The organism is Streptococcus sp. LQJ-218 (genome assembly GCF_003428885.1).
GTDB lineage: Bacteria > Bacillota > Bacilli > Lactobacillales > Streptococcaceae > Streptococcus.
This window is the reverse complement of record NZ_QQRU01000008.1, coordinates 59,471-86,099: the sequence shown is the minus strand read 5'-3', so window position 1 is coordinate 86,099 and position 26,629 is coordinate 59,471. Positions and strand designations below refer to the sequence as shown.

General features: G+C 41.7%; 27 protein-coding genes and 1 pseudogene. 4 read left to right on the top strand and 24 right to left on the bottom strand.

Translation table 11 applies throughout. From position 1 onward, the window contains the following. Positions 1 to 14: 14 nt before the first annotated feature. From D2908_RS08080 to D2908_RS08025, 11 genes are all read right to left on the bottom strand, one after another. Positions 15 to 956, bottom strand: coding sequence for a YitT family protein (locus tag D2908_RS08080; RefSeq protein ID WP_117306208.1), 942 nt, complete (start codon positions 954 to 956; stop codon positions 15 to 17). Further along, complete coding sequence (aspS, locus tag D2908_RS08075) at positions 934 to 2,697, bottom strand: aspartate--tRNA ligase (RefSeq protein WP_117306206.1); 1,764 nt, start codon at positions 2,695 to 2,697, stop codon at positions 934 to 936. Before aspS ends, D2908_RS08080 begins: the two co-directional genes overlap by 23 nt. Positions 2,698 to 2,967: 270 nt before the next feature. Further along, on the bottom strand, positions 2,968 to 3,198 hold the full coding sequence (locus D2908_RS08070; RefSeq protein WP_033682917.1) for a hypothetical protein: 231 nt from the start codon (positions 3,196 to 3,198) through the stop codon (positions 2,968 to 2,970). Between the two features lie 17 nt (positions 3,199 to 3,215). Then, positions 3,216 to 3,857 (bottom strand): type II CAAX endopeptidase family protein, encoded by a 642-nt coding sequence (locus D2908_RS08065; protein WP_117306204.1) that lies wholly within the window; start codon positions 3,855 to 3,857, stop codon positions 3,216 to 3,218. 11 nt (positions 3,858 to 3,868) lie between these two features. Beyond that, positions 3,869 to 4,603: a DUF3169 family protein gene (locus D2908_RS08060; protein WP_117306202.1), complete on the bottom strand. Its 735-nt coding sequence runs from the start codon at positions 4,601 to 4,603 to the stop codon at positions 3,869 to 3,871. A gap of 11 nt (positions 4,604 to 4,614) precedes the next feature. Then, the gene (locus D2908_RS08055) at positions 4,615 to 4,803 is read right to left on the bottom strand and encodes a hypothetical protein (RefSeq protein ID WP_117306200.1); all 189 of its coding nucleotides are present in this window, start codon (positions 4,801 to 4,803) and stop codon (positions 4,615 to 4,617) included. Then, entirely contained in the window at positions 4,803 to 5,009 is a 207-nt protein-coding gene (locus tag D2908_RS08050; RefSeq protein WP_117306198.1) for a helix-turn-helix transcriptional regulator, read from the bottom strand. The genes D2908_RS08055 and D2908_RS08050 overlap by 1 nt, the downstream gene beginning before the upstream one ends. Positions 5,010 to 5,018: 9 nt before the next feature. Continuing rightward, entirely contained in the window at positions 5,019 to 5,483 is a 465-nt protein-coding gene (locus D2908_RS08045; protein ID WP_117306196.1) for a hypothetical protein, read from the bottom strand. Next, entirely contained in the window at positions 5,483 to 6,763 is a 1,281-nt protein-coding gene (gene hisS / locus D2908_RS08040; RefSeq protein WP_117306194.1) for a histidine--tRNA ligase, read from the bottom strand. The genes D2908_RS08045 and hisS overlap by 1 nt, the downstream gene beginning before the upstream one ends. Positions 6,764 to 6,840: 77 nt before the next feature. Then, positions 6,841 to 8,088, bottom strand: a complete 1,248-nt coding sequence (locus D2908_RS08035; RefSeq protein WP_117306192.1) for a transporter — start codon at positions 8,086 to 8,088, stop codon at positions 6,841 to 6,843. 312 nt (positions 8,089 to 8,400) lie between these two features. Then, positions 8,401 to 9,252: an Rgg/GadR/MutR family transcriptional regulator gene (locus tag D2908_RS08025; protein ID WP_117306190.1), complete on the bottom strand. Its 852-nt coding sequence runs from the start codon at positions 9,250 to 9,252 to the stop codon at positions 8,401 to 8,403. Between the two features lie 123 nt (positions 9,253 to 9,375). On the opposite strand from D2908_RS08025, the gene D2908_RS08015 reads away from it, so the two are divergent. Further along, complete coding sequence (locus tag D2908_RS08015) at positions 9,376 to 9,717, top strand: metal-sulfur cluster assembly factor (protein ID WP_117306188.1); 342 nt, start codon at positions 9,376 to 9,378, stop codon at positions 9,715 to 9,717. Between the two features lie 257 nt (positions 9,718 to 9,974). Here the strand turns inward: D2908_RS08015 and ilvD are convergent, their stop codons facing one another. Beyond that, entirely contained in the window at positions 9,975 to 11,678 is a 1,704-nt protein-coding gene (ilvD, locus tag D2908_RS08005) for a dihydroxy-acid dehydratase (protein ID WP_117306186.1), read from the bottom strand. 230 nt (positions 11,679 to 11,908) lie between these two features. On the opposite strand from ilvD, the gene rpmF reads away from it, so the two are divergent. The 3 genes and pseudogenes from rpmF (at position 11,909) to D2908_RS07990 (ending at position 12,853) form a co-directional block, all read left to right on the top strand. After that, a complete protein-coding gene (gene rpmF / locus D2908_RS08000; protein WP_117306184.1) occupies positions 11,909 to 12,091 on the top strand; it encodes a 50S ribosomal protein L32 in 183 nt (60 codons plus the stop codon). A 15-nt stretch (positions 12,092 to 12,106) separates the two neighbouring features. Further along, positions 12,107 to 12,256: a 50S ribosomal protein L33 gene (gene rpmG / locus D2908_RS07995; RefSeq protein WP_001265622.1), complete on the top strand. Its 150-nt coding sequence runs from the start codon at positions 12,107 to 12,109 to the stop codon at positions 12,254 to 12,256. Between the two features lie 96 nt (positions 12,257 to 12,352). Further along, a pseudogene (locus D2908_RS07990) lies at positions 12,353 to 12,853 on the top strand (HXXEE domain-containing protein). Positions 12,854 to 12,985: 132 nt separating this feature from the next. On the opposite strand, the gene rpsD reads toward D2908_RS07990, so the two are convergent. The 12 genes from rpsD to D2908_RS07925 all read right to left on the bottom strand — a co-directional run bounded on the left by rpsD (position 12,986) and on the right by D2908_RS07925 (position 26,617). Further along, positions 12,986 to 13,597 carry a 30S ribosomal protein S4 gene (gene rpsD, locus D2908_RS07985; RefSeq protein ID WP_008810013.1) on the bottom strand — a complete coding sequence of 204 codons (612 nt, stop codon included), beginning with the start codon at positions 13,595 to 13,597 and terminating at the stop codon, positions 12,986 to 12,988. Between the two features lie 194 nt (positions 13,598 to 13,791). Then, the gene (locus D2908_RS07980; protein WP_117306182.1) at positions 13,792 to 14,832 is read right to left on the bottom strand and encodes a HAMP domain-containing sensor histidine kinase; all 1,041 of its coding nucleotides are present in this window, start codon (positions 14,830 to 14,832) and stop codon (positions 13,792 to 13,794) included. Next, entirely contained in the window at positions 14,832 to 15,527 is a 696-nt protein-coding gene (locus tag D2908_RS07975; protein WP_117306180.1) for a response regulator transcription factor, read from the bottom strand. Before D2908_RS07975 ends, D2908_RS07980 begins: the two co-directional genes overlap by 1 nt. Positions 15,528 to 15,651: 124 nt before the next feature. Then, a complete protein-coding gene (locus tag D2908_RS07970) occupies positions 15,652 to 17,916 on the bottom strand; it encodes a fibronectin-binding SSURE repeat-containing protein (RefSeq protein ID WP_117306179.1) in 2,265 nt (754 codons plus the stop codon). Positions 17,917 to 18,031: 115 nt separating this feature from the next. After that, a complete protein-coding gene (locus tag D2908_RS07965) occupies positions 18,032 to 19,048 on the bottom strand; it encodes a glycosyltransferase family 2 protein (RefSeq protein WP_117306177.1) in 1,017 nt (338 codons plus the stop codon). Between the two features lie 341 nt (positions 19,049 to 19,389). Continuing rightward, on the bottom strand, positions 19,390 to 20,055 hold the full coding sequence (locus tag D2908_RS07955; protein WP_117306175.1) for a TrkA family potassium uptake protein: 666 nt from the start codon (positions 20,053 to 20,055) through the stop codon (positions 19,390 to 19,392). Between the two features lie 13 nt (positions 20,056 to 20,068). Beyond that, positions 20,069 to 21,448, bottom strand: coding sequence for a potassium transporter TrkG (locus tag D2908_RS07950; RefSeq protein WP_117306173.1), 1,380 nt, complete (start codon positions 21,446 to 21,448; stop codon positions 20,069 to 20,071). A gap of 33 nt (positions 21,449 to 21,481) precedes the next feature. Next, on the bottom strand, positions 21,482 to 22,246 hold the full coding sequence (locus tag D2908_RS07945; protein WP_117306171.1) for a nucleoside phosphorylase: 765 nt from the start codon (positions 22,244 to 22,246) through the stop codon (positions 21,482 to 21,484). 302 nt (positions 22,247 to 22,548) lie between these two features. After that, entirely contained in the window at positions 22,549 to 23,487 is a 939-nt protein-coding gene (locus D2908_RS07940; RefSeq protein ID WP_117306169.1) for an alpha-L-glutamate ligase, read from the bottom strand. Positions 23,488 to 23,501: 14 nt separating this feature from the next. Then, positions 23,502 to 24,752 (bottom strand): dicarboxylate/amino acid:cation symporter, encoded by a 1,251-nt coding sequence (locus D2908_RS07935; protein ID WP_117306167.1) that lies wholly within the window; start codon positions 24,750 to 24,752, stop codon positions 23,502 to 23,504. 347 nt (positions 24,753 to 25,099) lie between these two features. Continuing rightward, entirely contained in the window at positions 25,100 to 25,657 is a 558-nt protein-coding gene (locus D2908_RS07930; protein ID WP_117306165.1) for a sugar O-acetyltransferase, read from the bottom strand. 105 nt (positions 25,658 to 25,762) lie between these two features. Continuing rightward, positions 25,763 to 26,617, bottom strand: coding sequence for a VOC family protein (locus D2908_RS07925; protein WP_117306163.1), 855 nt, complete (start codon positions 26,615 to 26,617; stop codon positions 25,763 to 25,765). Positions 26,618 to 26,629: the final 12 nt, after the last annotated feature.

Genomic DNA, 26,629 nt, shown 5'->3' with positions numbered 1-26,629 from the left:
GGTTTTTTTGATCACTAATTTTCTGTTTCAACGAATCGTCCCAGAATATGAACATTCTCAGATACAGAGACAAAGGCACCTGGATCCACCTGTTTCATAATCTGTTTAAATTCATTAAACTCTGCTCGTGTGATAACGGTAATCAAGACTGCCTTTCTCTCATGATTATAGGTTCCTTCTGCATCGTGGATCATGGTAGCACCACGATGCAATTTTTTATGAATTTTTTCAATTACCTTGTCTGGATGATTGGTCACAATCATAGCCTGCATGCGTTTTTGCTTGGTAAAGACCGCATCTGTCACACGGCTAGAAACAAAGATGGTAATCACAGAATAGAGAGCATATTTCCAACCAAAGGTCAAACCTGCTATCAGCATGATAGTCCCATTTACCAAGAAAGAAATACTACCAACATTCCTCCCTGTTTTCTTGCGAATGGTCAGACTGACGATATCCGTCCCACCACTGGAGATATTGTTGCGAAGAGCAAAACCAATTCCCAAGCCCATGACAACACCCCCACAAAGAGCATTGATGATGGGATCCTCCGTCAAGGTCACCACAGGAATAAACTGGATAAAGAAGGAACTCATGGACACCGTGATAAAGGTAAAGACAGTGAACTTATGGCCAATCTGATACCAAGCCAAGACCATCAAAGGAAAATTAATGGCGTAGAAGGTCAGCGAAATCGGAAGGTGAAAACCAAACCAGTGATTACTCAAGGCAGAGATAATCTGTGCCAGACCTGTCGCACCACTCGAATACACATGCCCTGGTTGGAAAAAGAAATTGACCGCTACTGCTGATAAAAAACCATAGACCAGAGAGGCCAAAATCTTCTCATCATATTTTTCGCGAGAGATGCTTTGTAAGACACGTAAAATTTTTATCTGATGAGCAAAGCGGCGCAGATAATAGCGCCACCGCTTAATTCGTTTTGCTTGTTTCATCTTCTTCTACTTGTAAGCTGAGTTCCTCTAGTTGTTTGAGAGCTACTGTTGAAGGAGCTTGTGTCATTGGATCAGTTGCCTTGTTATTCTTAGGAAAGGCAATGACTTCACGGATATTTTCTTCTCCTGCTAAAAGCATGACAAATCGGTCAAGCCCGATAGCCAAACCACCATGTGGTGGGAAACCATAGTCCATGGCTTCAAGAAGGAAGCCAAACTGGTCATTGGCTTCTTCAGCTGAGAAACCAAGAGCCTTGAACATACGTTCTTGAAGGTCTTTTTGGTTGATACGAAGGCTACCACCACCAAGCTCATAACCGTTCAAGACAATATCGTAAGCAATGGCACGAACCTTAGCCAAATCGCCTTCTAATTCGTGAGCAGTCTCTTCCTGTGGAAGGGTAAATGGATGGTGGGCACTCATGTAGCGATCTTCTTCTTCAGACCATTCAAACATTGGCCAGTCAACCACCCAAAGGAAGTTGAATTTATCGTTATCAATCAAGCCAAGCTCTTTGGCAATACGTCCACGAAGGGCACCAAGTGTTGCATTGGCCACTTCAAGCGTATCCGCCACAAAGAGAACCAAGTCCTTATCTTCAAGCGTAAGTGCTGCTGTCAATTCTGCTTGGATGCTAGTCAAGAACTTGGCAACTGGTCCGTTTAATTCTCCATCAACCACCTTGACCCAAGCAAGGCCTTTGGCACCATACTGTTTGGCTACTTCGGTCATCTTGTCGATGTCTTTACGTGAATAGTTGTCCGCAGCTCCTTTAACGACAATAGCTTTAACTGCAGGCGCTTCTGAAAAGACTTTAAAGTCTACACCTTTGACCACTTCTGTCAGGTCCTGAAGTAACATGTCAAAACGAGTATCTGGCTTGTCAGAACCATAAAGAGCCATCGCGTCATCGTATTTCATACGAGGGAATGGTAGCGTCACTTCGATGCCTTTTGTTTCCTTCATCACGCGCGCAATCAAGCCTTCTGTGATATCTTGGATTTCTTGCTCAGTAAGGAAAGACGTTTCCAAGTCGACCTGAGTAAACTCAGGCTGACGGTCTCCACGCAAGTCCTCATCACGGAAACATTTAACGATTTGGTAGTAACGGTCAAAACCAGCATTCATCAAGAGCTGTTTCGTAATTTGTGGACTTTGAGGAAGAGCGTAAAAATGCCCTTTATTAACACGAGACGGTACCAAATAGTCACGCGCCCCTTCTGGCGTTGACTTAGAAAGAAATGGTGTCTCCACGTCGATAAACTCCAACTCATCCAAGTAGTTGCGGATAGAGTGGGTCACCTTGGCACGAAGTTTCAGATTTTCCAACATTTCTGGACGACGAAGGTCAAGGTAACGGTAACGCAAACGTGTATCGTCATTGGCCTCAATGCCATCCTTAATCTCAAATGGGGTTGTCTTAGCTGTATTCAGCACTGTCAGAGCCGTCACGTTTAACTCAACTGCACCAGTTGGCAACTTATCATTGGCTTGCTCACGCGCAGCGACCTGTCCAGTCACCTCGATAACAAATTCGCTACGAAGGCTTTCAGCTGTTGCCATAACCTCTGCAGAGACTTTTTCAGGGTTGATAACCAACTGCATGATTCCTTCACGGTCACGAAGGTCGATAAAGATCAAACCACCAAGGTCACGACGACGGCCAACCCATCCTTTCAAAGTCATTTCTTGTCCGATGTGTTCCTCACGAACACGACCAGCATACATACTACGTTTCATTGTTTCTCTCCTCTTTTATTCTGTTACTATTTTACCATAAAAGCGCAGGCTCTTCATGAAAATCATCAGAAAAGTTTGCCAGTCTTAAAAAATCAGGTAAAGTCCCTAAAAATTAGCGCTAATATTCTTCGAAAATCTCTTCAAACCACTTCAACTTCATCTCCAACCTCAAAGCTGTACTTTGAGCAACCTGCAGCTTATTTCCTAGTTTGCTCTTTGATTTTCATTGAGTATAATACAAAAATCCGATGAACACATCACCGGACTCTTTTATTTTGAATTTTTGCCTGCTTTACGCTTTTCAGCGATTTCAGCTGCCTTTCGAGGCAAGACAATTTCCGTTGTGTAAGCTGTCCCAAAACGCCAGATACCAGCAATAGGGGCAAAGACTACTGCTAGATGGCTGTAGAAGAAATCACCTTTGAAGGCATAAGCTAGCGCCCCAATGATGAAAAATAGAACAACTGCCTGAATCACTGCTAATAAAATTACTCGTTTCATGTGACCTCCTGACTCTATTATAGCATGAGAATCATCAAAAAGCCGACTAAATTATTCAAAGCGTGGAGAGAAATACTGTAGACCAGACCTTTTCTGCTAATGTAAGCCAAGCCTAAACTAAAACCAAGGCTAAAATAGACAAAAAATTGTTGCACATCACCTGGAAAATGAATCAAGGCAAACAGAAGACTAGATACCAGAATGAAAATCAGAGTTTGTTTACTATTGTCCTGCTTAGGAAAGAGATAGCGCGCCAAAATTCCTCTAAAGATAAGCTCTTCCGTCAAAGGAGCAAAAATAACGACCGCAAAGAATGAGAAAAGTGGTTGAGACAAGGTCAAGTCTATCGCCATTTGTTGATTTACTGAAGGATCATTTGGCAAGAAAAACTGGACAACCAGAGATAAGAACCAAACCAAGGCAGGAAGCCAAATAAATCGGTTGAAGCCACTCTTCTCAATACGAACAGGACCTTTCTGATACCATTTGTAAATGCCGTACACATAAACTCCAGCCAAGGCCACATAGAGCAAGGTAACAGCATAGGGTGAAGCGCCTAGTTTCAAAGCTTCTACAGCCCCACTCTGAACGGTCCCATAGATAAACAAAAATGATAAGAAAGCAAGAACAAACCAGCCAAGGTTTTTAAGTAATTTCATAGATAACTCCTTTATTTAAAATAACGTTTCACCATAGGTAACTGCATCACATTGATATAAATATGGATTGCTCCTACAAGCAAGAAGGCTAGTAACTGAATCTCTCCTGTCAGTAAAGAAAAGAGAGCAATCAGAAAGTACAAAGCTGGCAAGACATAGTTATTTAATTGGAATAAAATCCGAAAACTCTGTTCCAAATTAGCCTTGCGCTCCCCTTCATCGTAAGAATCGAAATGCTCCAAGATATCCTTTGGTGTAGAGAAAAACACCAAACCAATCTGACGAACAATCGCAATAGTCTTAAAAAGATAATTTTGAGCATTGAAAACCAACACTAATCCCAAAAAGGAAAGGGATAAGGTTATATGGCTAATATCGAGTACAATTACTTCACTTCCTGAAATGAAGAGAGCCAATAAAATCGCTACGCTTGCACTATTAAAAGCAATAGTTCCAAACTCGAGATTCCGATACATCTGCACATAATAGGTTTCATTCAGATCATCATCCATTTCCTCTTGATACAAGGAGTGAAATTTTCTGCTTTTCTTTAAGAAATTGAAAGTCAAAAGAAGACTAATGAAACCTATCAGTAAACAAATACCTGATATCCATGGTATCAAGACTTTCACATCTAACATAATTTCGTGGGATTCAGCACGTGCCTTAAACATCCCTACAAACATGCCCAAGAAACCTCCCAAGACAATAGACATCAAAAATAACAATCCTCGTTTCTTTTTCATATTCATTCTCCTTATTCACTTGCTAGGTTTTTGGATTTCTTTTCAATCCATTCAACTACTGGGATGAGGGCAAAGTAGGCCCAAATAAATTGGTCACTTTGATAGGGATTAAACCAGCCTAGATCCATCCCAATTAGTACAAACACGCTGACTAATAGAGCTATGGCAACTACATAATAGATTACTTTATACTTGTTCATCACTCGTCCTCCTCCAAGCGAAATACCGATTCGACTGTTTCGTTGAAAATGTGAGATATTTTCAGGGCAATGATAATAGATGGGGTGTACTCATCCCGTTCTAGTAGGCTAACGGTCTGCCTGGAAACCCCAGCTAGCTTGGCTAGGTCGGTTTGATTGAGACCATCGCGAGCTCGAAGCTCTTTTAAACGGTTTTTTAGTTGCATGTTACACACCTACTCTCCGTCAAATTCAACAGCTTGGATATCCTCAATACGTTGCAACTTGAATTTTTCTTTCCCCTCTTTATCAACACTACGTAGTTTGACCCACTCCTCATCAACATCCACAACTTCCCATAAAGATGTTCCAAACACTTGTCCAACGATTGTTGGATTTTTCCCAATTAATTCTTGCAATAATCTCGACATTTCTGCGTTTCCTTTCTCTTTTCGCTCAAGCTTTTTGATTTTCTTCTCTAGTTTCTTGATTTTTTCAGAATTATTAGAATAAAAGAAAATCAGAAATAGTATAAATACTACTACCCACATCATAGCTCCTTTCTCCTTTTCTCTTAACTTACTTACATTGTAACATATCTTTTTCTTTTTGACAAGTATATTTGTCAAAAAGTTTATGATTTTTGTCATTTTGCAAAAGAAAAAGGTCAGGAATAAAATCCTGACCAGTTTATCTGTTATTAAAATCCTAGTTTTTCAAAGATTTCTGAGAAGTTTTGGCTGATTGTCTCAAGTGACACTTGCACTTCTTCTCGGGTTTGGTTGTTCTTGACCATTACTTGTCCGCTTTCGACTTCACTCTCTCCTAGGGTGATGAGGGTCTTAGCCGCAAAGACATCGGCAGACTTAAACTGAGCTTTGAGTTTACGGTTGAGATAATCACGCTCTGCTTTGAAACCTTGTTGGCGAAGGGCTTGTACCAACTCCAAGGCCTTGATATTTGCTCCTTCTCCCAAGACTGCGACATAGACATCTAGGGCGTTTTCGATAGGGAGGGCCACACCTTGTTTTTCAAGGACTAGAAGAAGGCGCTCTACACCAAGTCCAAAACCAAAGCCAGCAGTTTCCGGGCCTCCAAAGTAAGAAACCAAACCATCGTAACGACCACCCGCACAGACTGTCAGGTCATTGCCCTCAATCTCTGTGATAAACTCGAAAATGGTGTGGTTGTAGTAATCCAGACCACGCACCATATTGGTATCGATGATATAGTCTACTCCAAGATTTTCCAACATCTGACGCACAGCATCAAAATGAGCTTGGCTTTCTTCATCAAGGAAGTCCAAGATAGACGGCGCAGTCTCTACTGCCACCTTGTCTTCTTTTTCCTTAGAGTCTAGGACACGAAGAGGATTTTCCTCCAAGCGACGTTGGCTATCCTTAGACAAGGTCTCCTTGAGCGGTGTCAAATAGTCAATTAAGGCTTGACGGTAGGCTGCACGGCTCTCAGGGTTTCCAAGAGTGTTGAGGTGCAATTTGACACCTTGGATGCCGATTTCTTTCAAGAAATGGGCTGCCATCGCGATGGTTTCCACATCGGTAGCTGGATTGCTAGAGCCAAAGCACTCAACACCAATCTGATGGAACTGGCGCAAACGTCCTGCCTGTGGACGCTCATAACGGAACATCGGTCCCATGTAGTAGAACTTACTTGGCTTTTGCACTTCTGGGGCGAAAAGTTTATTTTCCACATAGGAACGAACAACGGGCGCAGTTCCTTCTGGACGGAGGGTGATATGGCGGTCGCCTTTGTCATAGAAGTCATACATTTCCTTGCTTACGATATCCGTTGTATCTCCGACAGAGCGGCTGATAACCTCGTAGTGCTCAAAAATAGGCGTGCGAACTTCTGCATAGTTATAGCGCTTGAAAATCTCACGGGCAAAGCCCTCAACGTACTGCCATTTAGCAGACTCAGCAGGTAAAATATCCTGCGTTCCTTTTGGTTTTTGTAATTTCATAGGGAATCCTCTTTAAACTTAATAGTCTTATTTTACCATAAATAAAGGGATTAAAACAGCGAGAAAAAAATTAGGATTCAAATATCATTTTTGAGATTAAGAACTGTCAAAAAAATAGCTAGCAAGGAAAGACCAACAAATAGCATCCAAGTCAACTCTATATTCCATACAGCTACTAGTGAAAAACAGGCTGTTCCCACAGGTACAGATAAGGTAAACAATAAACCTAAAAAATTACTGGTACGAGCTAGAACCTCTGGAGCTAGATTTTTCAGGAGCATGGCACTAATCTTTGGTGAAACTTTACCAGACACATACAAAGTTAAAAAGAGAAATAGCAAACCAAGCACGACTTGATTGAATACGTTAGCCAGACCAACTAGACTGAGTCCTACAGTCGCCCACATCATCAATCTAGGCAGGGACTGCTTCCCAAAATAATCATTTCCCGTAAGACTACTGATGATGACTGCTACTAAAGCACAGAATTGACTGATAAATAATGCCTCTGTGTAAGAAAAATGCAAGAGAGAATGGCTCAAAAAGAAGATATTATAAATTCCACCCAAAGCGCCACCCAAGGCATTGATCAGCAAGACAGCAAAGAGCATAAAACCAAAGTTTTTCTGTCCACTTTTAAGAAAAACGAGGCGTAAATTTCGGTAAATTGTTAGAAATTGGTCTTTGATAGAAGGCTTCTCATTTTTTAGTGATTCACCAGCAGCAGATGAAATTGACAGGCTCAATTTGCTTTTTCCTAAAAAGAGAATAGAGGCTGATACAAGGAAAAAGCAGGCATTGATTCCCGCAACGAGAGAAAAATTGTTGACCGATAGACCTAAGAGCCAAACTCCAAAAGCTTGACCACCAATAGCTGAAATATAGGTGATGAATTGAGAAAAAGAATAAGCCTCCATCAGATCATCTTCAGCTACTTTTTCCTTAATAAGAGGCATGCGCAAGCCACCTGCAAAGTCACTGATGACATCACTAATGACATTGATCAAACACAGGCTAGAAAAGGCAAAGAGACTAGCTTGCTGAACAACTAGGGCTGCCAGAAAAAATAAAACCGCCTGAAACAAACCGCTATAGACCATCCATTTGACCTTGTCCCTCGTGTAATCTGCCCGAATCCCTACAAAAACTGTAAAGAGAGTCGGAATAATCATGACAATATTCGCCATAGCAACAGCAAACGAGGCCTGTGGCAGGGTCGATGCATAGACGATAAAGACCAGGTTGAAAATCGAAGCACCAAAAGCATTGAAGAAGCGTGACAAAGTCAAGAGTCGATAAGCTTGATTTCTAAGTAATAGTTTCATAGATAATCTCCCTTCTTGTTCGAATACTCAATGAAAATCAAAGAGCAAACTAGGAAACTAGCCGCAGGTTGCTCAAAACACTGTTTTGATATTGGGGATAAAGCTGACGTGGCTTGAAGAGATTTTCGAAGAGTATAAGTTCTATATGAAGTATGGCTATAGTATAGCACTTAGAAATTTTAGAGGAAGAGATTTTGAATATATGCAACACACAAAATGAGCAAAAAAACGATAGAACTTCTCTAGTGACCTAAGAGAGGTCAAGAGTTCTATCGCTTAAAATTTCAAATCATTTTCTTGGTTTGCAGATATTCAACAATCGGGGATTTTTCTATAGTATTCGGCAGATTTGTTACAGCCTAGTATCTCAAAAATACGGACAGCATCCTCCATCTTTTTCTGACCTTCCTTGACTCTACCTTGCTTGCTGTCAAGGAGACCCTCTGCCCATAAATAGACAATTCGGAAATAGGTCTCATTTTCCTCGTAGAAATGCTCTTCGATAACACGTTTAAAATAAGAGGCATTGGTAAATTCTTCACACTCAATGCTAGCTAAAAAGCCATTCAATAGTATAGTGTGAAAAATGTTTCGATTTCCCTTCGTCTCCATTAAAAAATCAGATTTTCGGACCATTTCTCGTACATATCTAGTAAAAAGAGAAATAGATAAGAAGGGTGAACTAACTGAAAATAAATTGAGTTCATAGATTCCCCAGATCTCGGTAGAAAACAAATAATCATGAAGAACTTTCCCTTCCTCTGCTGTTAACTCTACCCTTTCATCCATGCTCTTCATATACGACTTGATCATAATGGCATTTAAAATATGTTTCTGTTTGTTTTGAGAATGGGCATGCTTTTGATACTCCCTACGATACAAGTCCTCAAGAGGTGCTATATTCTTTGGATCCAAGACATCTATGATTTCTTTTCTCAACTCAGAATCTGTGTCATACTGAAAACCTCTCGCCAAAAAGAGGATTTCCTCCATACTGGCAGATATATTTTCCAGCGCAAATAGAAACTTTTCCACCGAAAGCTCACTCTGACCTGTTTCAAAGCGGGACAACATAGACGGCGAAAATTGTCCCCCAGTTGCTTGTCTCAGCGAGATATTTCTTGACTCTCGTAATTGTCTAAAGACTTTTCCAATCTGCTCCATAGACTTCTCCCTGATTCCGTATTTTCTTCATTTTATCATATTTTTCAGAAAATTCATCAAAAACTTGCCAAATTGTCAGAATTATGAGAAAATAGAGGATATTTATCACGTGGAGGGACTGTAATGAGAGACGATATCAAAATCAATGACCGTGCTTTGGCCTTAAAAGACCAAATTATCGAAAAACTAGAGAAGGTTTTTGATACAGATGTGGAATTGGATGTTTACAATCTAGGGCTGATTTATGAAATCAATCTGGATGAAACTGGGCTCTGCAAGATTGTCATGACCTTCACCGACACCGCCTGTGATTGTGCCGAAAGCCTGCCTATCGAAATCGTGGCAAGTCTGAAACAAATCGAGGGTATCGAAGATGTCATGGTTGAAGTTACTTGGTCGCCTGCTTGGAAAATCACACGAATCAGTCGCTACGGCCGCATTGCCCTTGGACTACCGCCTCGTTAAGCAGGCAAAGCACTTTTGAAAATAAAAATAAGCAAGCCGAAGTTGGCTTGCTTTTTGATACTCAATGAAAATTAAAGAGCAAACTAGGAAACTAGCCGCAGGCTGCTCAAAGCACTGCTTTGAGGTTGTAAATAGAACTGACGAAGTCAGCTCAAAACACCGTTTTGAGGTTGCAGATAGAACTGACGAAGTCAGTATCATACCTACGGCAAGGCGACGTTGACGTGGTTTGAATTTAATTTTCGAAGAGTATGAGTTTATTTTTTACCTGACTTGTCCATATTCCAGAAGTCTGTCACGGCTCCGCGTGAAGCAGATGATACGATATGGGCATATTTACCGAGGACACCACGGCTGTAAAGTGGTGGCAAGGTTGTTTCTGCCTTGCGTTTTTCAAGTTCTTCTTCGGATACGGCCATGGAAATTTCTTTGGTATCTTGGTCAACTGTAACGATATCGCCTGTACGGAGGTAGGCAATTGGTCCACCATCCTGAGCTTCAGGAGCGATATGTCCAACAACCAGACCATAAGTACCACCAGAGAAACGACCATCTGTCAAGAGGGCAACCTTGTCTCCTTGACCTTTACCGACGATCATTGATGAAAGTGACAGCATCTCAGGCATACCAGGACCACCCTTAGGTCCAACAAAACGAACAACGACAACATCACCATCAACGATTTCATCTGTCAGAACAGCCTGGATAGCATCTTCTTCTGAGTCAAAGACCTTAGCTGGTCCAACGTGGCGACGCACTTTAACACCTGATACCTTGGCAACCGCACCGTCAGGAGCAAGGTTCCCGTTCAAGATGATAAGCGGACCATCCGCACGTTTTGGATTTTCAAGTGGCATAATAACTTTTTGACCTGGTGCGAGGTCTGCAAAGTCAGCCAAGTTTTCAGCAACAGTCTTACCAGTACATGTGATACGGTCCCCGTGAAGGAAACCATTTGCCAAGAGATATCTCATAACCGCAGGCACACCACCGACTTCGTAGAGATCTTGGAAGACATACTGACCAGAAGGTTTCAAGTCAGCCAAGTGAGGCACACGCTCTTGAATCGTGTTGAAGTCCTCAAGTGACAAGTCAACATTGGCAGCATGGGCAATGGCAAGCAAGTGAAGAGTGGCGTTTGTAGAACCACCGAGAGCCATAGTTACAGTGATGGCATCTTCAAAGGCTTCACGGGTCAAGATATCTGATGGTTTGAGACCAAGCTCCAGCATCTTAACAACAGCTCGTCCTGCTGCTTCGATATCTTCTTTCTTATCAGCTGATTCAGCTGGGTGAGATGAAGATCCTGGCAAACTCATACCGAGAACTTCAATAGCAGTCGCCATGGTATTAGCAGTATACATACCACCACAGCCACCAGGGCCAGGACAGGCATTACATTCAAGACGTTTTACGTCCTCAGCTGTCATGTCACCGTGGTTCCATTTTCCGATACCCTCAAAGACAGAAACCAAGTCGATGTCTTTGCCATCAAGATTTCCCGGTGCAATAGTTCCACCATAGGCGAAAATAGCTGGGATATCCATATTGGCAATGGCAATCATAGAACCAGGCATGTTCTTGTCACAGCCACCGATAGCGACAAAGGCATCCACGTTGTGACCACCCATCGCCGCTTCAATAGAGTCCGCAATGATATCACGAGATGTTAGGGAAAAACGCATACCAGGCGTTCCCATGGCAATCCCGTCCGCTACGGTAATTGTCCCAAACTGCACAGGCCAAGCACCTGCTGATTTTACACCTTCTTTAGCTAATTTCCCAAAATCATGTAAGTGAATGTTACATGGCGTATTTTCTGCCCAAGTCGAAATCACTCCCACAATCGGTGTCTCAAAGTCCTTATCTGTCATACCAGTCGCACGAAGCATGGCACGGTTTGGTGACTTTACCATACTGTCATAAATGCTACTGCGGTGACGTTTATCCAATTCAGTCATTTGTTCCCTCCCATTTCAGTTTTTACTATTATAGCACATTTTAAAAGCAATGAACAGAAGAAAATTCTTGAATTTTCAGAAAATTTCGATTAATTTAGTTAATGACCTTCTAATTTTTTCATCTTTTTTTGTCAAGTAACTTTACTTTACAAAAAAAATGTGTTATCCTAGTATGGTTGATGAAAATCAGTAGATTGAATCGAATATAAATACCTAAAGGAGAAATCAAAATGGCAGTACCTGCACGTCACACTTCAAAAGCGAAGAAAAACAAACGTCGTACACACTACAAAGTAACAGCTCCATCTGTAAACTTTGACGAAACTACTGGAGATTACTCACGTTCTCACCGTGTATCACTTAAAGGATACTACAAAGGACGTAAAATCGCTAAAGCTGCATCAGCTGAATAATAGAAGGGAGATACCATGCGCGTAAATATTACACTTGAACACAAAGAATCTGGTGAACGCTTGTACCTTACTTCTAAAAACAAACGTAACACTCCAGACCGTCTTCAATTGAAGAAATACTCACCAAAACTTCGCAAACATGTTGTGTTTACAGAAGTTAAGTAAGCACACCTAACTCAAAACGCCTTACTGGGCGTTTTTTGCTTTATTTGCTTGCAGTCTATAACTTTTCAGGAGAGATTTATGGCGTTTTATCTTTGAATGTTTCCTCCACTCTTTATCTTTCACGATATGGAAGAAATTATCGGTCTTGTCCCTTGGATCCGTCTCAACAAAACCTTACTGACCCAAAAAGCTCCAATTATTCTCAAGATCCATAAAGAAATGACAACAGAAGGATTTGCCCTTGCTGTTTTTGAGGAGTTTATCATTGTCTTATCCATCACTTTATTAGCGTATTTTAGTCAATCTAGGGCGTTCGAATTAGTTTAGTTAGGGGAATTTGTAGCCTTTGCGCTTCATCTCTTGCTCCATATTGGACAATCAATTTTTCTCCGCAAGTATATCCCTGCTCTGATTACTTCTATCCTTTGTTTTCCTATCAGTGCTTATTTGATTACAGACATCGTGCATTTGTGGCGAGTTTCGACCAGCGAATTTTTCCTATTTTCACTGGTCGGTTCAGGCATCGTCGTCATCAATCTCCTTTTTGCTCTCTGGCTTGAGGTAAAGTATTCCGCCTGGCTTGCCCATAACCATTAACAAAAGTTCCTTGCAATTTTATTTTGCAAGGAACTTTTTTTATCCTCCTTCACAGTTAAGAAGTGTTCTATAGTTTTTAAGACAAAGCAAAAAGCCCACTGTTGTAGGCTTCTTACAATATAAAGTCTTATCTTAAAGCATTTTATTGTAGAATTCAACGACAAGTGCTTCGTTGATTTCTGGATTGATTTCGTCGCGTTCTGGCAAGCGAGTCAATGAACCTTCCAATTTTTCAGCGTCGAATGATACGAATGCTGGACGTCCAAGAGTAGCTTCTACTGCTTCAAGGATAGCTGGAACCTTCAATGATTTCTCACGAACTGAGATCACTTGACCTGGAGTTACGCGGTATGATGGGATATCAACGCGTTTTCCGTCAACAAGGATGTGACCGTGGTTTACGAATTGACGAGCTTGACGACGAGTAGTCGCAAGACCAAGACGGTAAACAACGTTATCCAAACGACGTTCCAAAAGAAGCATGAAGTTGAAACCAAGGATTCCTTCTTTAATCTTAGTAGCTTGTACGAACAAGTTACGGAATTGTTTTTCACCTACACCGTAAGTGAAACGAAGTTTTTGTTTTTCAGCCAATTGCAAACCGTATTCTGACAATTTAGAACGGTTGTTTGGTCCGTGTTGTCCTGGTACGTAGTTACGACGTGCCAATTCTTTACCTGTACCTGTAAGTGAAAGGCCAAGGCGACGAGCTTGTTTCCAAGATGGTCCTGTATAACGTGACATGTGTATGTCCTCCTGATATAAATAATATTTCGGTGGAAATAGTCACTTAGAAAGCCCTGATTCGTGCAGATGCCCTTCGCCTAAACAGCCAAGGTTACTTATCATAAGACACCTGTTGACGAGCTTCATGCTTTCCTGCTGATATTTCACACAAAGTTTATTCTACCATGAATAGCTAGATTTGTAAAGGGGTTTTAAGCTTTATTTTGATTGAGGACAAGGGTAAAGGTGCTTCCTAGACCGTACTGACTGCTGACTGTGATTTCTCCACCTAATTGATGGGCCAATTCACGCGCAATCGCAAGTCCTAAGCCATGACCACCTGTTTTCATATTACGCGAAGTTTCAACACGATAAAGACGTTTAAAAATACTCTCCAAATCCTCTGAAGCAATGCCCTGCCCCTCATCGGTCACACTGATTGAAAGCTGGTTATTTTCCAGCTTAGCCACCACTTCTAATTTAGTTCCTGGTGCTGAGTATTTAAAAGCGTTATTGATCAGATTCACCAAGATACGAGAAAGCTTGGCATAATCTCCCTCAATCCGGGCAGACTCTGGGATTACCTGCAAATGGACATCTCGCTCCTCCTGCTCAATCAAGAACTGAAATTCACTCATGCACTCAATTAAGAGCTGGTCCAGAAAAATACTGTCCTTGCTGGTTGTTTCGACCTGATTTCTAGCTGTATTTAGAGTCAAAAAATTCAACTCCTCAACCAGTTTATTGAGTCTTTCCGCCTGACGCCCAATGGTTGCTAGATAATGATCCTGTTCTCCTTCCTTGATAACCCCATCCAAAATCCCTTCTACTGTCGCTTGAATCGAAGTAATGGGAGTCTTGATATCATGCGATAGCTGGGCAATCATCAAGCCCTTTTCTCGTTCGCTTTCTTCCAAGGAATCAAAGGTGGCCTGCAAATCATGGGACATTTCATTGAAAGCTTGCCCTAATTGCTGAAATTCTATAGGGCCTTGAACCTCCAGATTTGAAGGAAAATCCTTGTCCGCTACCCGCTTGGCATGTTCCTTAAGTTTGCCCAACGACGTAAATACCGGCGACAAGAGAAAAAGACTAATCCCAGCACCGACAAGGCTGGCAACAATAGTCATCCCAAGTAAAAAGTAAATCTCGCTTTTCGCAATCAGCATTTTTTGAACAGCCCAAAAAACCACGATAATCGTTAGGAGTGTTGAAATAATATACCCCACTAAAATATAACTTTTTAATTTCATTAACTACCTCGTGCTTTCTCAATTTTGTAGCCCAAGCCCCAGACGGTTTTGATGTTCGGTGTTTCTGTACTAGCATGTTTAGCCAACTCCTGTCGCAGAGCATGAATATGAACATTCAAAGTATTGGTATCATCCACATAGTCTTCCTGCCAGACCTTTTCATAGAGGTCTGTCTTAGAGAAAACTCGCTCTGGATTGCTAGCTAAAAGCCATAGAAGTTCGAAGGATTTGACGGTCAAATCAAGCGCCACATCTCCGACTTGGACCTCGTGACTACTGTGGTTCATCCGTAAATCCCCAAGACTGACGACTTCTGTCTCACCTCCACGATGAAGGCGACGCAAGATATTGTGGACACGTAAAACTAACTCACGTGGACTAAAGGGCTTGGCAATAAAATCATCTGCCCCTAGGCTTAGGCCGTAAATCTTGTCCTGCTCACTGGTCTTTGCCGTGATAAAGAGAAAAGGCTGATCCGGAGATTGATACTGAACTTCGCTAATCAAATCATAACCATCCATCCGAGGCATCATGATATCTGTAATAATCAAATCAATTGGTTTTCGCTTGAAGATTTCTAAGGCCTCTACTCCATCATGGGCCACCAAAACCTGATATCCTGCCTGAACCAGATAACGTTGATGAATATCTGTGATTTCTACCTCGTCGTCAACGAGTAAAATTGTCTTTCCCATCTGTATCTCCTTTGAAAAAAACAGTGCTATACTGCTTTAAGTATAACACTATTTTAATCTCTTTACGAACATTCTAAACGATATCTGGATTTTTCAAATCCTAGATATAAAGTCTGTCACTAGACTAGTCATTTTCCTCTTTTTTAGCTTTCAAACCGAGTCCACCTAGCAGTCCAGCCAAGGCTAATCCAAAGAATCCAATAGTAGCCATTGATGTTTGAGCTTCACCAGTATATGGAAGCATGTCTTTTTGGTCTTTCATTTGATCAGCCATCATTGGAGTTGACACCTTGTTAGTAGATGCCATCTTGCCTCCATCAGACATTTTGCTTGATGCTGCTGGAGCTTGATCTTGTTTCATGCTTGGTGTTGCCATAGGCTGGCTAGCATTCATGGTTTTATCCTGCTCTTTGTTAGGCATCATCTTATCCTGACTAGCAGCTGGCATTTTAGATTTCATCTCATCTTGATTGGCACTAGGCATTTGAGCGTTCATCTTAGACGCATCTTGATGACTATTCATCATTGGAGCCGGCATAGCTGAACCATTAGAAGATGGGGCGACACCTGATTGCATCGGAGTATGAGACTGATGTCCATTTAAGTTCACTGTCAAATCTTTTGTCGCTACGAGATTGCTCAAATCAGCCTTGCCGTCTTTGGCACCGTACACTTTGATGGTAGCTTTATAGCTTTGAGTACCATTTTGTTTCAAGAGGTCAAGTAGTTCTTTATCTGATTTACCTTGAGTTCCTGCCAAATCTACTTCATAGAAGTAAAGGCCTTTGCCCAATTTCTCTACTGGTGGAAGGGCTGGGTTTTTAGCTGAACCGTTGTCTGACCATGGAGCCTTGTCTGATGCTTTCAAGATAAGGCGAGTTAACATACCATCACCAGCGAAGAATTCGTATGGAATGACTTGGTTGACACCAGCTGTAAATGGTCCAGGGAAGTTAGCTTTATCCAAGTAAGTAGCTGGAACATCTACTGTGTCTTTAGTATTGTCAGCCACACCTTTTTGCACTTCAGCTGGGGTAGTCAAGCCGTTTAAGTTGACATCCAAATCCTTAGTCGCTACGAGATTGCTCAAATCAGCCTTGCCATCTTTAGCACCGTAAACTTTGATGGTAGCTTTATAGCTGTGAGTGCCGTTTTGTTTCAAGAGATCAAGCAATTCTTTATCTGATTTACCTTGAGTGCCTGCCAAGTCTACTTCATAGAAGTAGAGGCCTTTGCCCAATTTCTCTACTGGTGGAAGGGCTGGATTTTTAGCTGAGCCATTGTCTGACCATGGAGCTTTGTCTGATGCTTTCAAGATAAGGCGAGTTAACATACCGTCACCAGCGAAGAATTCGTATGGAATGACTTGGTTGACACCAGCTGTAAATGGACCAGGGAAGTTAGCTTTGTCCAAGTAAGCAGCTGGAACATCTACTGTGTCTTTAGTATTGTCAGCCACACCTTTTTGCACTTCAGCTGGAGTAGTTAGGCCATTCAAGTTGACATCCAAATCTTTTGTCGCTACGAGATTGCTCAAATCAGCCTTGCCGTCTTTGGCACCGTACACTTTGATGGTAGCTTTATAGCTTTGAGTGCCGTTTTGTTTCAAGAGGTCAAGTAGTTCTTTATCTGATTTACCTTGAGTACCTGCCAAGTCTACTTCATAGAAGTAAAGGCCTTTGCCCAATTTCTCTACTGGTGGAAGGGCTGGATTTTTAGCTGAGCCATTGTCTGACCATGGAGCCTTGTCTGAAGCCTTCAAGATCAGACGAGTCAACATACCGTCACCAGCGAAGAATTCGTATGGAATAACTTGGTTAACACCAGCTGTGAACGGTCCAGGGAAGTTAGCTTTATCCAAGTAAGTAGCTGGGACATCTACTGTGTCTTTAGTATTGTCAGCCACACCTTTTTGCACTTCAGCTGGAGTAGTTGCTGGTTGCGCTTCACTTGCTTCACGGTCTTGTCCAGCAACTGTAGCTGCAGGACTTTCCACAGGTTTAACCGCATTTTCTGTTTCTTTCTTAGATTCTGGTTTTGCTTGCGCTTCTTCTTTTGGTGCTACTACTGGGTCTTTAGCACCTGCATCTGCTTTTTCTGGAGAGCTTGTAGCATCCAAGCTTGCTTTAGGTGCTGATTCTGCCTGTTCTGAAGGAAGAGCTACATCGACTGCTTTTTTGAGAACCTCTGCTGGTAAGTCGTTCTTTTCACTCACCGAAGGTGCGTCTGGCACAACTTGAGCAGGGGTTGGATTGACCATATCAGCACGCACCGAACTTGGTTGACCAACTAGGACAAAGAAGCCACTGGCCACAACAACTGAGGCAACACCGACACTAAGACGGCGAATAGACCAACGAGTGTATCTTTGATTTGGATTGAATTTCATAGGATTCTCCTTAGAGTTTTTCTTTATTTGATGACTCTAGTATAATCTCCTAAAATTAAAAAGGATTAAGAAAAAGTTAAAATTTTTCTTAAATCCATCTTATGAAATACTTATATTAATTAAATCCATAAACAGACTTGGTGATTTGATAAACAACATTGGAAAGTTTGCGAGCTGGCAAGACTGAATGTTTGGTCAAACGGCTGAGCATGGTCTTACGGATAGCCTGAAAGACCTCTGGATTTTCCTGCTGAATATAGGTCCACAGCTCCCGTTTTTTTGCCAGATGCCCCGCTGTTCCTGCTCGGTTGAGCAGGGCACTAGAAATCACCGTCGTAATCTCAATATGATTCAACAGATATTCTCGCATTTTGGGGTGGCTCACTTGGGACAAATCAAGCTGGTCTACCAAGAGTCGATTGACCTTTAGTTGCTGGTCAATGCGCTTAATCATGACTTGCTCATTGACAGACTGGTCCTCACGCCCAATCAAATAACGATAGAAATCGACAGGCAAATAGTACATGGTCTTGACCTGCTGAAGGGGGGTAAAGACAAAGAGATTATCGACATAAAAGGTATGCTCAGGCAGTTGGAACTGACTCGCTCGCAACAAATCTGTCCGATAAATCAGCGAGTGCATCATGATATACTGGCCTCTTGAGAAATTTCCAATCTGGTCCCAGCCAAAAATCTGCTGGACAGGCAAGACTGATTCGTAACTCATACTCTTCTTACGAGACTGTCCTTCCTTTTCATAGACAAAATTAGTCACAAAGGCGTCAACCTCTTGATCATCACTCTCAAGTTCCTGCAAGGTTTCAAGAATTTTTAAATAGGCACGAGGATCCACCCAGTCATCACTATCAACTACTTTAAAATATCGTCCAGAAGCCTCTGCCAAGCCACGATTGACCGCACCGCCATGGCCTTTATTTTCCTGATAGATGGCTCTAACGATGTTAGGATATTTGCTGACTAAACGCTCAGCCATTTCCTGAGTCTGGTCCTGAGACCCATCATTGATAATCAAAATCTCAACTTGCTCACCACCAATCACTAGCGACTCCACACAGTAATGAAGATAGGCTGCTGCATTATAGCTAGGGATGGCGATAGACAATAACTTCATAATCTACTCCTTTAAGGGAATGATTTCTTCTTATACTCAATGAAAATCAAAGAGCAAACTAGGAAACTAGCCGCAAGTTGCTCAAAGCACGGTTTTGAGGTTGTGAATAAAACTGACGAAGTCAGTTACCTATACCCATGATACCTACGGCAAGGCGACGTTGACGTGGTTTAAAGAGATTTTCGAAGAATATTACTCTCTCTTGTCACTTCTTTCTATTCTACCATAAAGTTCCGTTTTTGAAGAACTTTTACTAGGCTACAAGGAGTTCTAGCTTCAGTCGGTAAAAAGGTTTCTCTCTATTTGCTATCTAGGACATCAAAAAAGAGGGGTGCCCCTCCTTACGAATTTAATTCTGCCAAGTCATCTAGATACTGATTATTAATGACCGCCAAGATATAAACATCTGCCTTCAAGAGATCATTGGGACCAAATTGAACATCCAGCGGTGAATTTTCGTGTTCACGAAATCCTAGGACATTGAGATTGTATTTGCCACGTAGATCTAGCTGGCTCAGACTTTGACCTGCCCAAACACTTGGAACTTTCATCTCCACGATAGACACATTTACATCCAGCTGAAAGACATCAACATTGTTATGAAAGAGAATGGTCTGCGCTAGGGACTGCCCCATTTCATACTCTGGCGAGATCACCGAGTCGGCACCAATTTTTTCCAGCACCTTCTTGGCTGTCTGGCTTTTGACCTTGGCAATAACCCTTGGCACCCCCAAACTTTTACAATGCATGACTGCAAGCACACTCGACTCCAGGTTTTCTCCTGTCCCCACTACAACCGTATCACAGGTATCAATTCCTGCTGTTCTGAGGAGTTCCTCATCTGTAATATCGCCTACAACTCCACACGCCAAAACAGGTTYAAATTGATTGATGTGCTCTGCGTGGTCGTCAATGGCAATGATATTCATATCTTGCTTGGCTAGGGCCGTTAGGACACTACTCCCGAAAATCCCCAAACCTAAAATTCCAATCGTACGATCTGCCATCGTTCTTCCTTTCTTATCCAATACTAATATCTGCTTTCATATATTGAATCAAATCTTTCTTATCAGGCTGGTAATCTGCTAGACTAACCAGCAAGGTCAAGGGACCGATACGGCCAATAAACATGAGCACCATGACAATGCTGAGAGCTAACTTGCCCAATTCTGGTGTCAGATTTGCCGTTACCCCAACTGTCGCAAGGGCTGAAATGGTCTCAAACATGAGGTAGATAAATTGCGGTGTTCCTTCTGCCGTAATTCCCAACAACATCAAGCCCAACAAGAAGGTCATCAAAAAGATAATAAAGACACTAAAGGATTTTTGGACTGTGCGAGCCTCAATGGTTCTCTGTGCAACATTGGTATGAGGCAAGCCCAACAACTCACTACGAGCAAAGACCAACAAAACAAAGAAAGTCGTAATCTTGAGCCCTCCAGCCGTCCCTCCAGGCGCCCCACCGAGAAACATCTGCAGGGTATAGATAAACAAGGTAACAGGCCGAGCTTGGGTATAGTCAATAGAAGCAAAGCCAGCTGTTCTCATGCTAACGGTTTGGAAAAAGCTGACCAACACTTTCTCTGGAACACTGAGATTTCCAATAGTCCCTGGATTGTGCCATTCCGTAAGGAGTGTGGATACCGTCCCAAACAGCAAGATCCCTGCAGTCAAGAAGAGAACCAGCTTGGTGTGGAAACGCAGACGGCGTTTTTTCTTCTTGTCAAACTGGGTTGCCAAGTCAAACCAGACCATAAAGCCGAGACCACCTGTGATAATCAAGCCAGCAATGACCAAATTGATCAAGGGATCCGTCTGAAAAGCCACTAAACTGCTACTGCCGAAATTATCAAAACCAGCATTACAAAAGGCTGAAATGGCTAAAAAGATAGAGGTAAAAATGCCCCGTCCCCAGCCGAACTCAGGAATAAAACGGAAACTTAGCAGGAAGGCACCCAAGCTCTCCACCAGAAAAGTCGTCAAAAAGATGGAGCGCATAAAGGCCTTCAGCGACCGAGTCTCCCCATAACTAAAACTCTCCTGAATAGTTTCACGACTGCGAAGACTGAGTTTTTGCTTCCCCTGAATATAAAAGATCCCGATAAAAGTCATGAGCCCCAGACCACCAATCTGTATCAAGAGCATACAAATCAACTGCCCCCAAACATTATAGGTAGTAGCTACTGGTTGCGTAAAAAGGCCAGTTACACAGACCATAGAAACCGTCGTAAAGAGATGGTCAAAATAAGTAGCCTGCGAACCACTCGCCTGGACAAGAGGCAAATTCAAAAGGAGAGAGCCTATAAAAATAACTCCAGCGAAACTTAACAAAATGCGACGAGCAGGCGAAAGTCCGCCAAAGACCCTTTCAAGTTTTTTCACAAATAATTTGAATAACATACATCCATTGTACCATAAAAAGTAGGAGAGTAGCTAGAACTGAGAGACTATCTCAAGGCAGAGTTCCAAGGCCTTCTCGAATGCTTCTGAACCCCAGTCACGACTATCGTACTGATCCAAGTCTGCTAAGGAATCAGCTGTGAACAACAATTCTCCCCAGAGGACCCCACGCAGTTGGGCTACTGCCGCAAGCGCAGAACACTCCATCTCCACAACAGCACAGCCTTCCTCCTTACGATAAGCCACCTTTTCAGCAGTTTCTCGGTAAAAACCGTCTGTGGTCCAGGTCATGACTTCTTCATAAGGAATCCCTCTATCTTCCAAAACTTGCTCAATARCAGCAATAGCCTCTGGCTGCATTTCCATATAACGGGAAGGGGCCACATAGTGGTAACTAGCTCCTTCATCTCGCAGAGCACGAACAGGAACGAGAAAGGCGTTTTCCTCTATATCAGCCAGCACACCACAGGTTCCGGTGGAAATAATCTGCTCCACACCATAGCCAATCAACCAATCCATAAACTGGGCTGCTGGAGCTGCCCCCACAGGAGCCTGAGCCAGACAAATCTCCTCGCCTTTGTAGTTCACGACATAGACTGGATAGGTCTTGGTGGCAGAAACGAATTTGCCCACACAGTCCGCCCCGACTTCCCCCGCATAGCGGTCAATCTCCTCATCTAAAAAAGCATAGACACACTTCTTTGGCAAGTGCAAGTCCAGTCCCTCGTGATTGGGCATAATGACCGCCTGAGGATTGTCATCAAACTCTAAAATAGGAATCGCATGTTTCTGAATCATAGCCTACCTCCTCTAATTTTGTACTATTGTATCAAAAGATGGCAAAGTGTCAAGGAGGAAGCTGAGGAACCAAGGGGAAATAATCTCAGTATTCTTGGAATTCTCAACATACAGTGATTTCATAAATCATAAGGAATTAGAGTGAACATCACAAATGTAGCCCCTCTGTAATTAAAATCTTCAGAGGGGCGTTATATATTAGTAGTTGTTGCTGACAACTATTACATTGAAAGAAAAGTATTTGTATCGCACTCTATCTGAAAGTTATTATCAAATTTTTAAAAGATTAACTTCCAAGATGATCATTCACTATAAAGAACTTCTAACTCCCTCTTTAAATATTCAGCCAGATGTTGATGAGCAAAGATGTCAGCATTCTGTTCCGCCGTAGGATTATAGTTTGTATTAGTATTTACATCATACACATAAATATCTCCGCTTTCTGATTGAACCCATTCTATCGCTGCCACATCAATATGAGCATTTTTAAGGAAGGCTTCATAAGCTTCTTTTTGAGATTCTGGTAAAGGTTCTATAATTTGGAATTTTTCAGAAGTTTCCAGTTGTTCTGGCCTCTTACCGATTTGACAACCATCTGCTGGACAAAGTTGGAAACCATCTGAAGAATCAATTGAAACAGTATAAAGAAACTTCTGATTGATAAACTCTGAACGACGGATACGACCATCACTTGGTTTGATGTAGGCTTGTAACAAGGTAATCCCGTCCACTGAAGGTTCAAAGAGGGGACTATTAACATAATCTTCAAGTTCCTCTTCATTTTGGAAAAGTTGAACTCCTAATCCTTTTCCTGCTCTATTATGCTTGGTAATCAAAGGATAGATATTCAATTTTCTTGCTGCTTCAATAATATTTTCCGGTCCCAAAACAGCAACTGTTGCTGGAGTTTCAATACCAGATTCATTTAATTTCAAATATTGTTTCACCTTACTGATTTCTAGGTTGACGGCTCCAGTTCCATTAATTACTTTACGTCCATGAGCCTCTAGCCATGTAAGCACCTGCTCCGTAAACTCTGGTGCATAGCGATGCCCTCTCGTATGAGAAGATGCGGACATCCTATTATAAAAAATTCCTTGTGGAGGTGGACTTTGAAGATCTAATATCCCACTCGACAGATCCCATAATTCATAAGGTACTTGTATTTTTTCTAACCATTTTACTAAATGCTGTGTCCATTCAATATTTTCATGAATCACATAAACTTTTGCGTTACTCATAACTCCTATCTCCTTTAAGAAAAGTTAACTGACAATTGATGTTGCTTGTCTTCCTCTAAACTATAACCTTCTGTTTTTTCAATGACACTGACTGTTAAGATTTGACCCAAAACATTGATCATTGTACGGCCAGCATTCACAAAGAAATCAACTGCAAAAATCAAGGCTACTCCTTCTACTGGCAATCCAAGCTGGGGTGCTGCTGCCAACAAAACTACGATAGCTCCTGATGGAACAGTAGCTGCAGTTTTCCCAATTAAGGTCAAAAGTAAAACTGTAAATAAGAGACTTGATAATGAAAATTGAATACCGTAAGCATGTGCGATAAAAACAGTGGCTACTGAAAAATAGACAGCTGCCCCTTCTAGATTAAAGGTATATCCTAAAGGGACAACCAAATCAATCGTATTCTCATCATGTCCCTGTTTCTTTAAATCCTTCAATAGGGACGGCAACACAACACTCGAACTACCTGAAATAAATGCTAGAGTCAAGAGGCTCCAATTTTCACGAAAAGCAGTCAAATATGGAACTTTAAAGATAGAGGCAATCAGAGGGAAAACAACTAAAATGAGAACTCCATAAGCCAAATATGTTCCGATAACAAATTGACCAAGTCCAACTAACTTATCAATTCCTGTACTTGCGACATCTTTTGCAATAAAGCCAAATATTCCGACAGGAGATAATTTTACAATAACAGTTATAATTTTATAAATAGCTTCAATCCAGATCTGGAAACCTTCAAGAATTTTTTGGGTTTTATCACTCTTCAAGCTACCAATTCCATAACCAAGAAATATAGCAAAAACAATAATTGGAAGAAGAGAGCCTTCTGAAATTGACTTCACAATATTTGAAGGAATAAAACCAAGTAAAAACTCACTCAATTGGACATTATTAGCTATCCCATCAATATTACCACCAGTTTGGCCAATATTCACACCTTGACCAAATCCCAAATAATAACTAGCAAATACAAATAATAAAGTAATCGCAGTTGTAACAGCAAAAAAGTAGAGTAAGGTCTTCGTTAAAATTTTACCAAACGATTTTTTTCCAATAACACTAGCCACTGCAACTACTATAATTGGAAATATCAGTGGAACAATGACCATGTTCACCAATTTAATAAACGCTTGTCCTAGAAATTGATAAAAACCTGCAAATTGTGGCCAGATTACTGCAACAATAACACCTAAAATCAAAGCTAGCAATAATTGCAAACCAAGTGAAAGTTTTGACCATAAATTAACTAATTTCATAAAATAACCTCTTTGCTTTTATTTGCTAATTATTCTACTACGAATCTTCTGGCTTGACTAATATATATTTTCTATTGTGACCATAAAAAAGATTTATGACAACATCTCAAAGTGCCGTCATATTTATTTCGCTATCCATTATGAATTTTTGTAAATCTAGAAAAACATTACCATCTCAACTACTCAACAAGATGCACAATTCCATAATAGTAAAGAAGAGTGGTTCCACTACAATAAGACTGGAGAAAATAAAGTAAATCTTCCCACAACAAAAGGCATAATATCAAGTTTTTCAACACCTGATATTATGCCTTTTTCTTATCTTAAAAACCTTTTTACCAACCTCTTTATTTCACAGGTATCTCCTTAATCACGCGCGCAGGGTTGCCGGCTAGAACAACATTGTCTCCAAAGGACTTGGTAATTACAGTCCCTGCTCCAGCAACAACGTTATTGCCCAGTGTTACTCCCGGAAGGACAATGACACCGCCTCCAGCCCAGAAATTATCACCGATGGTGATAGGCTTGCCGTACTCCACACCTGAATTACGTTCCTGCGGATCTAGTGGATGGAGGGGAGTTAAGAACTGACAGTTGGGACCAATCATGGCATTGTCTCCGATGTGAATAGGGCAAACATCCAGCATGGTCAAGTTCCAATTAGAATAAAAATTTTTCCCTAGATGGATATTGACCCCATAATCGACCACCAGGCGTGGATTGATATAGAGATTTTTCCCCGTTGACCCAAACCAAGTCTTGATAATCTCCGCCCCTTTCAAGGGGTCTGGTTCCTGGTTAAAAGCAGCCTGTTTTTGACGAGAAGCCTGAGCCAAGGCCCGCAATTCTGGGTCCGATGGACAGTAAACCTCTCCCGCTATCATTTTCTGGTATTCACTAGTCATTGTATTCTTCTCCTTATTTCCACTATCATATCAAATTTTCTACCTATTTGACTAGGATAAGGGCTGCTTTCTACAATTTATGCTTTGATTTTCATCACATTCAGTCTATCTTGCTAAACGAATACGAGTCACGATTCCATCTGGGTCTGTAAGTTCCAACTGTCTAGATGTCAGCCATTTGATTGGTGCATCAATTTCTTGTGCTCGCTGGGCAATCGATAACAGTTCTTCTTTACGAGCGACTTCAATGACATAGTAGGCCAAACCTGACAAGCCTTGCTTACGCGGAGCTAGACCTTTTCCTCCCCATTCGTTGACTGCCAAATGATGATGATAGTCCCCAGCTGCAATCCAACTAGCGCTAGGCACACTAAATTTATCCTCTAGTCCTAACACCTTTTGATAAAACTGGCTGGACTTTTGACTATCCTTGACGGACAAATGGATATGCCCCATTCTCGTACCCTCTGCTAAAGTAAAGGGCTCTACTCTTTCCCCCAACTCATAGATGTCCTGTGCCGCAAGGGCCTCAGTCACCCCAATAATGCGTCCATCATCTCGAATATCCCATGTGGAAACCGGCTTATCTCGATAGAGTTCAATGCCGTTTCCCTCCAAATCTTCCAAATAAATAGCCTCACTATAACCGTGGTCTGCACCGCCGACAAGAGGAATCTGTAAATCTGTCAGGTGTTTCAAGACATCAGCCAATGCCTTTCGTGTCGGCAAAAGAATGGCCAGATGGTAAAGGCCATAATGTTCCCTTACTTCACCGCTCTCTTGTGCTTGAACCAGCTGCACCAAGGCTTTTCCACTAAGGCCTAGAATGACCTCTGTCTCAGTTTGAGATAAGATTTCTAAACCAATAATTTGCTGATAAAAGGCTGTTTGGCTTGCCAAATCCTTTACATTTAAAACTGCCTCTGCCAAATAAATGTGGCTCTTGTATTCATAAGTCATAGGATGTTTCCT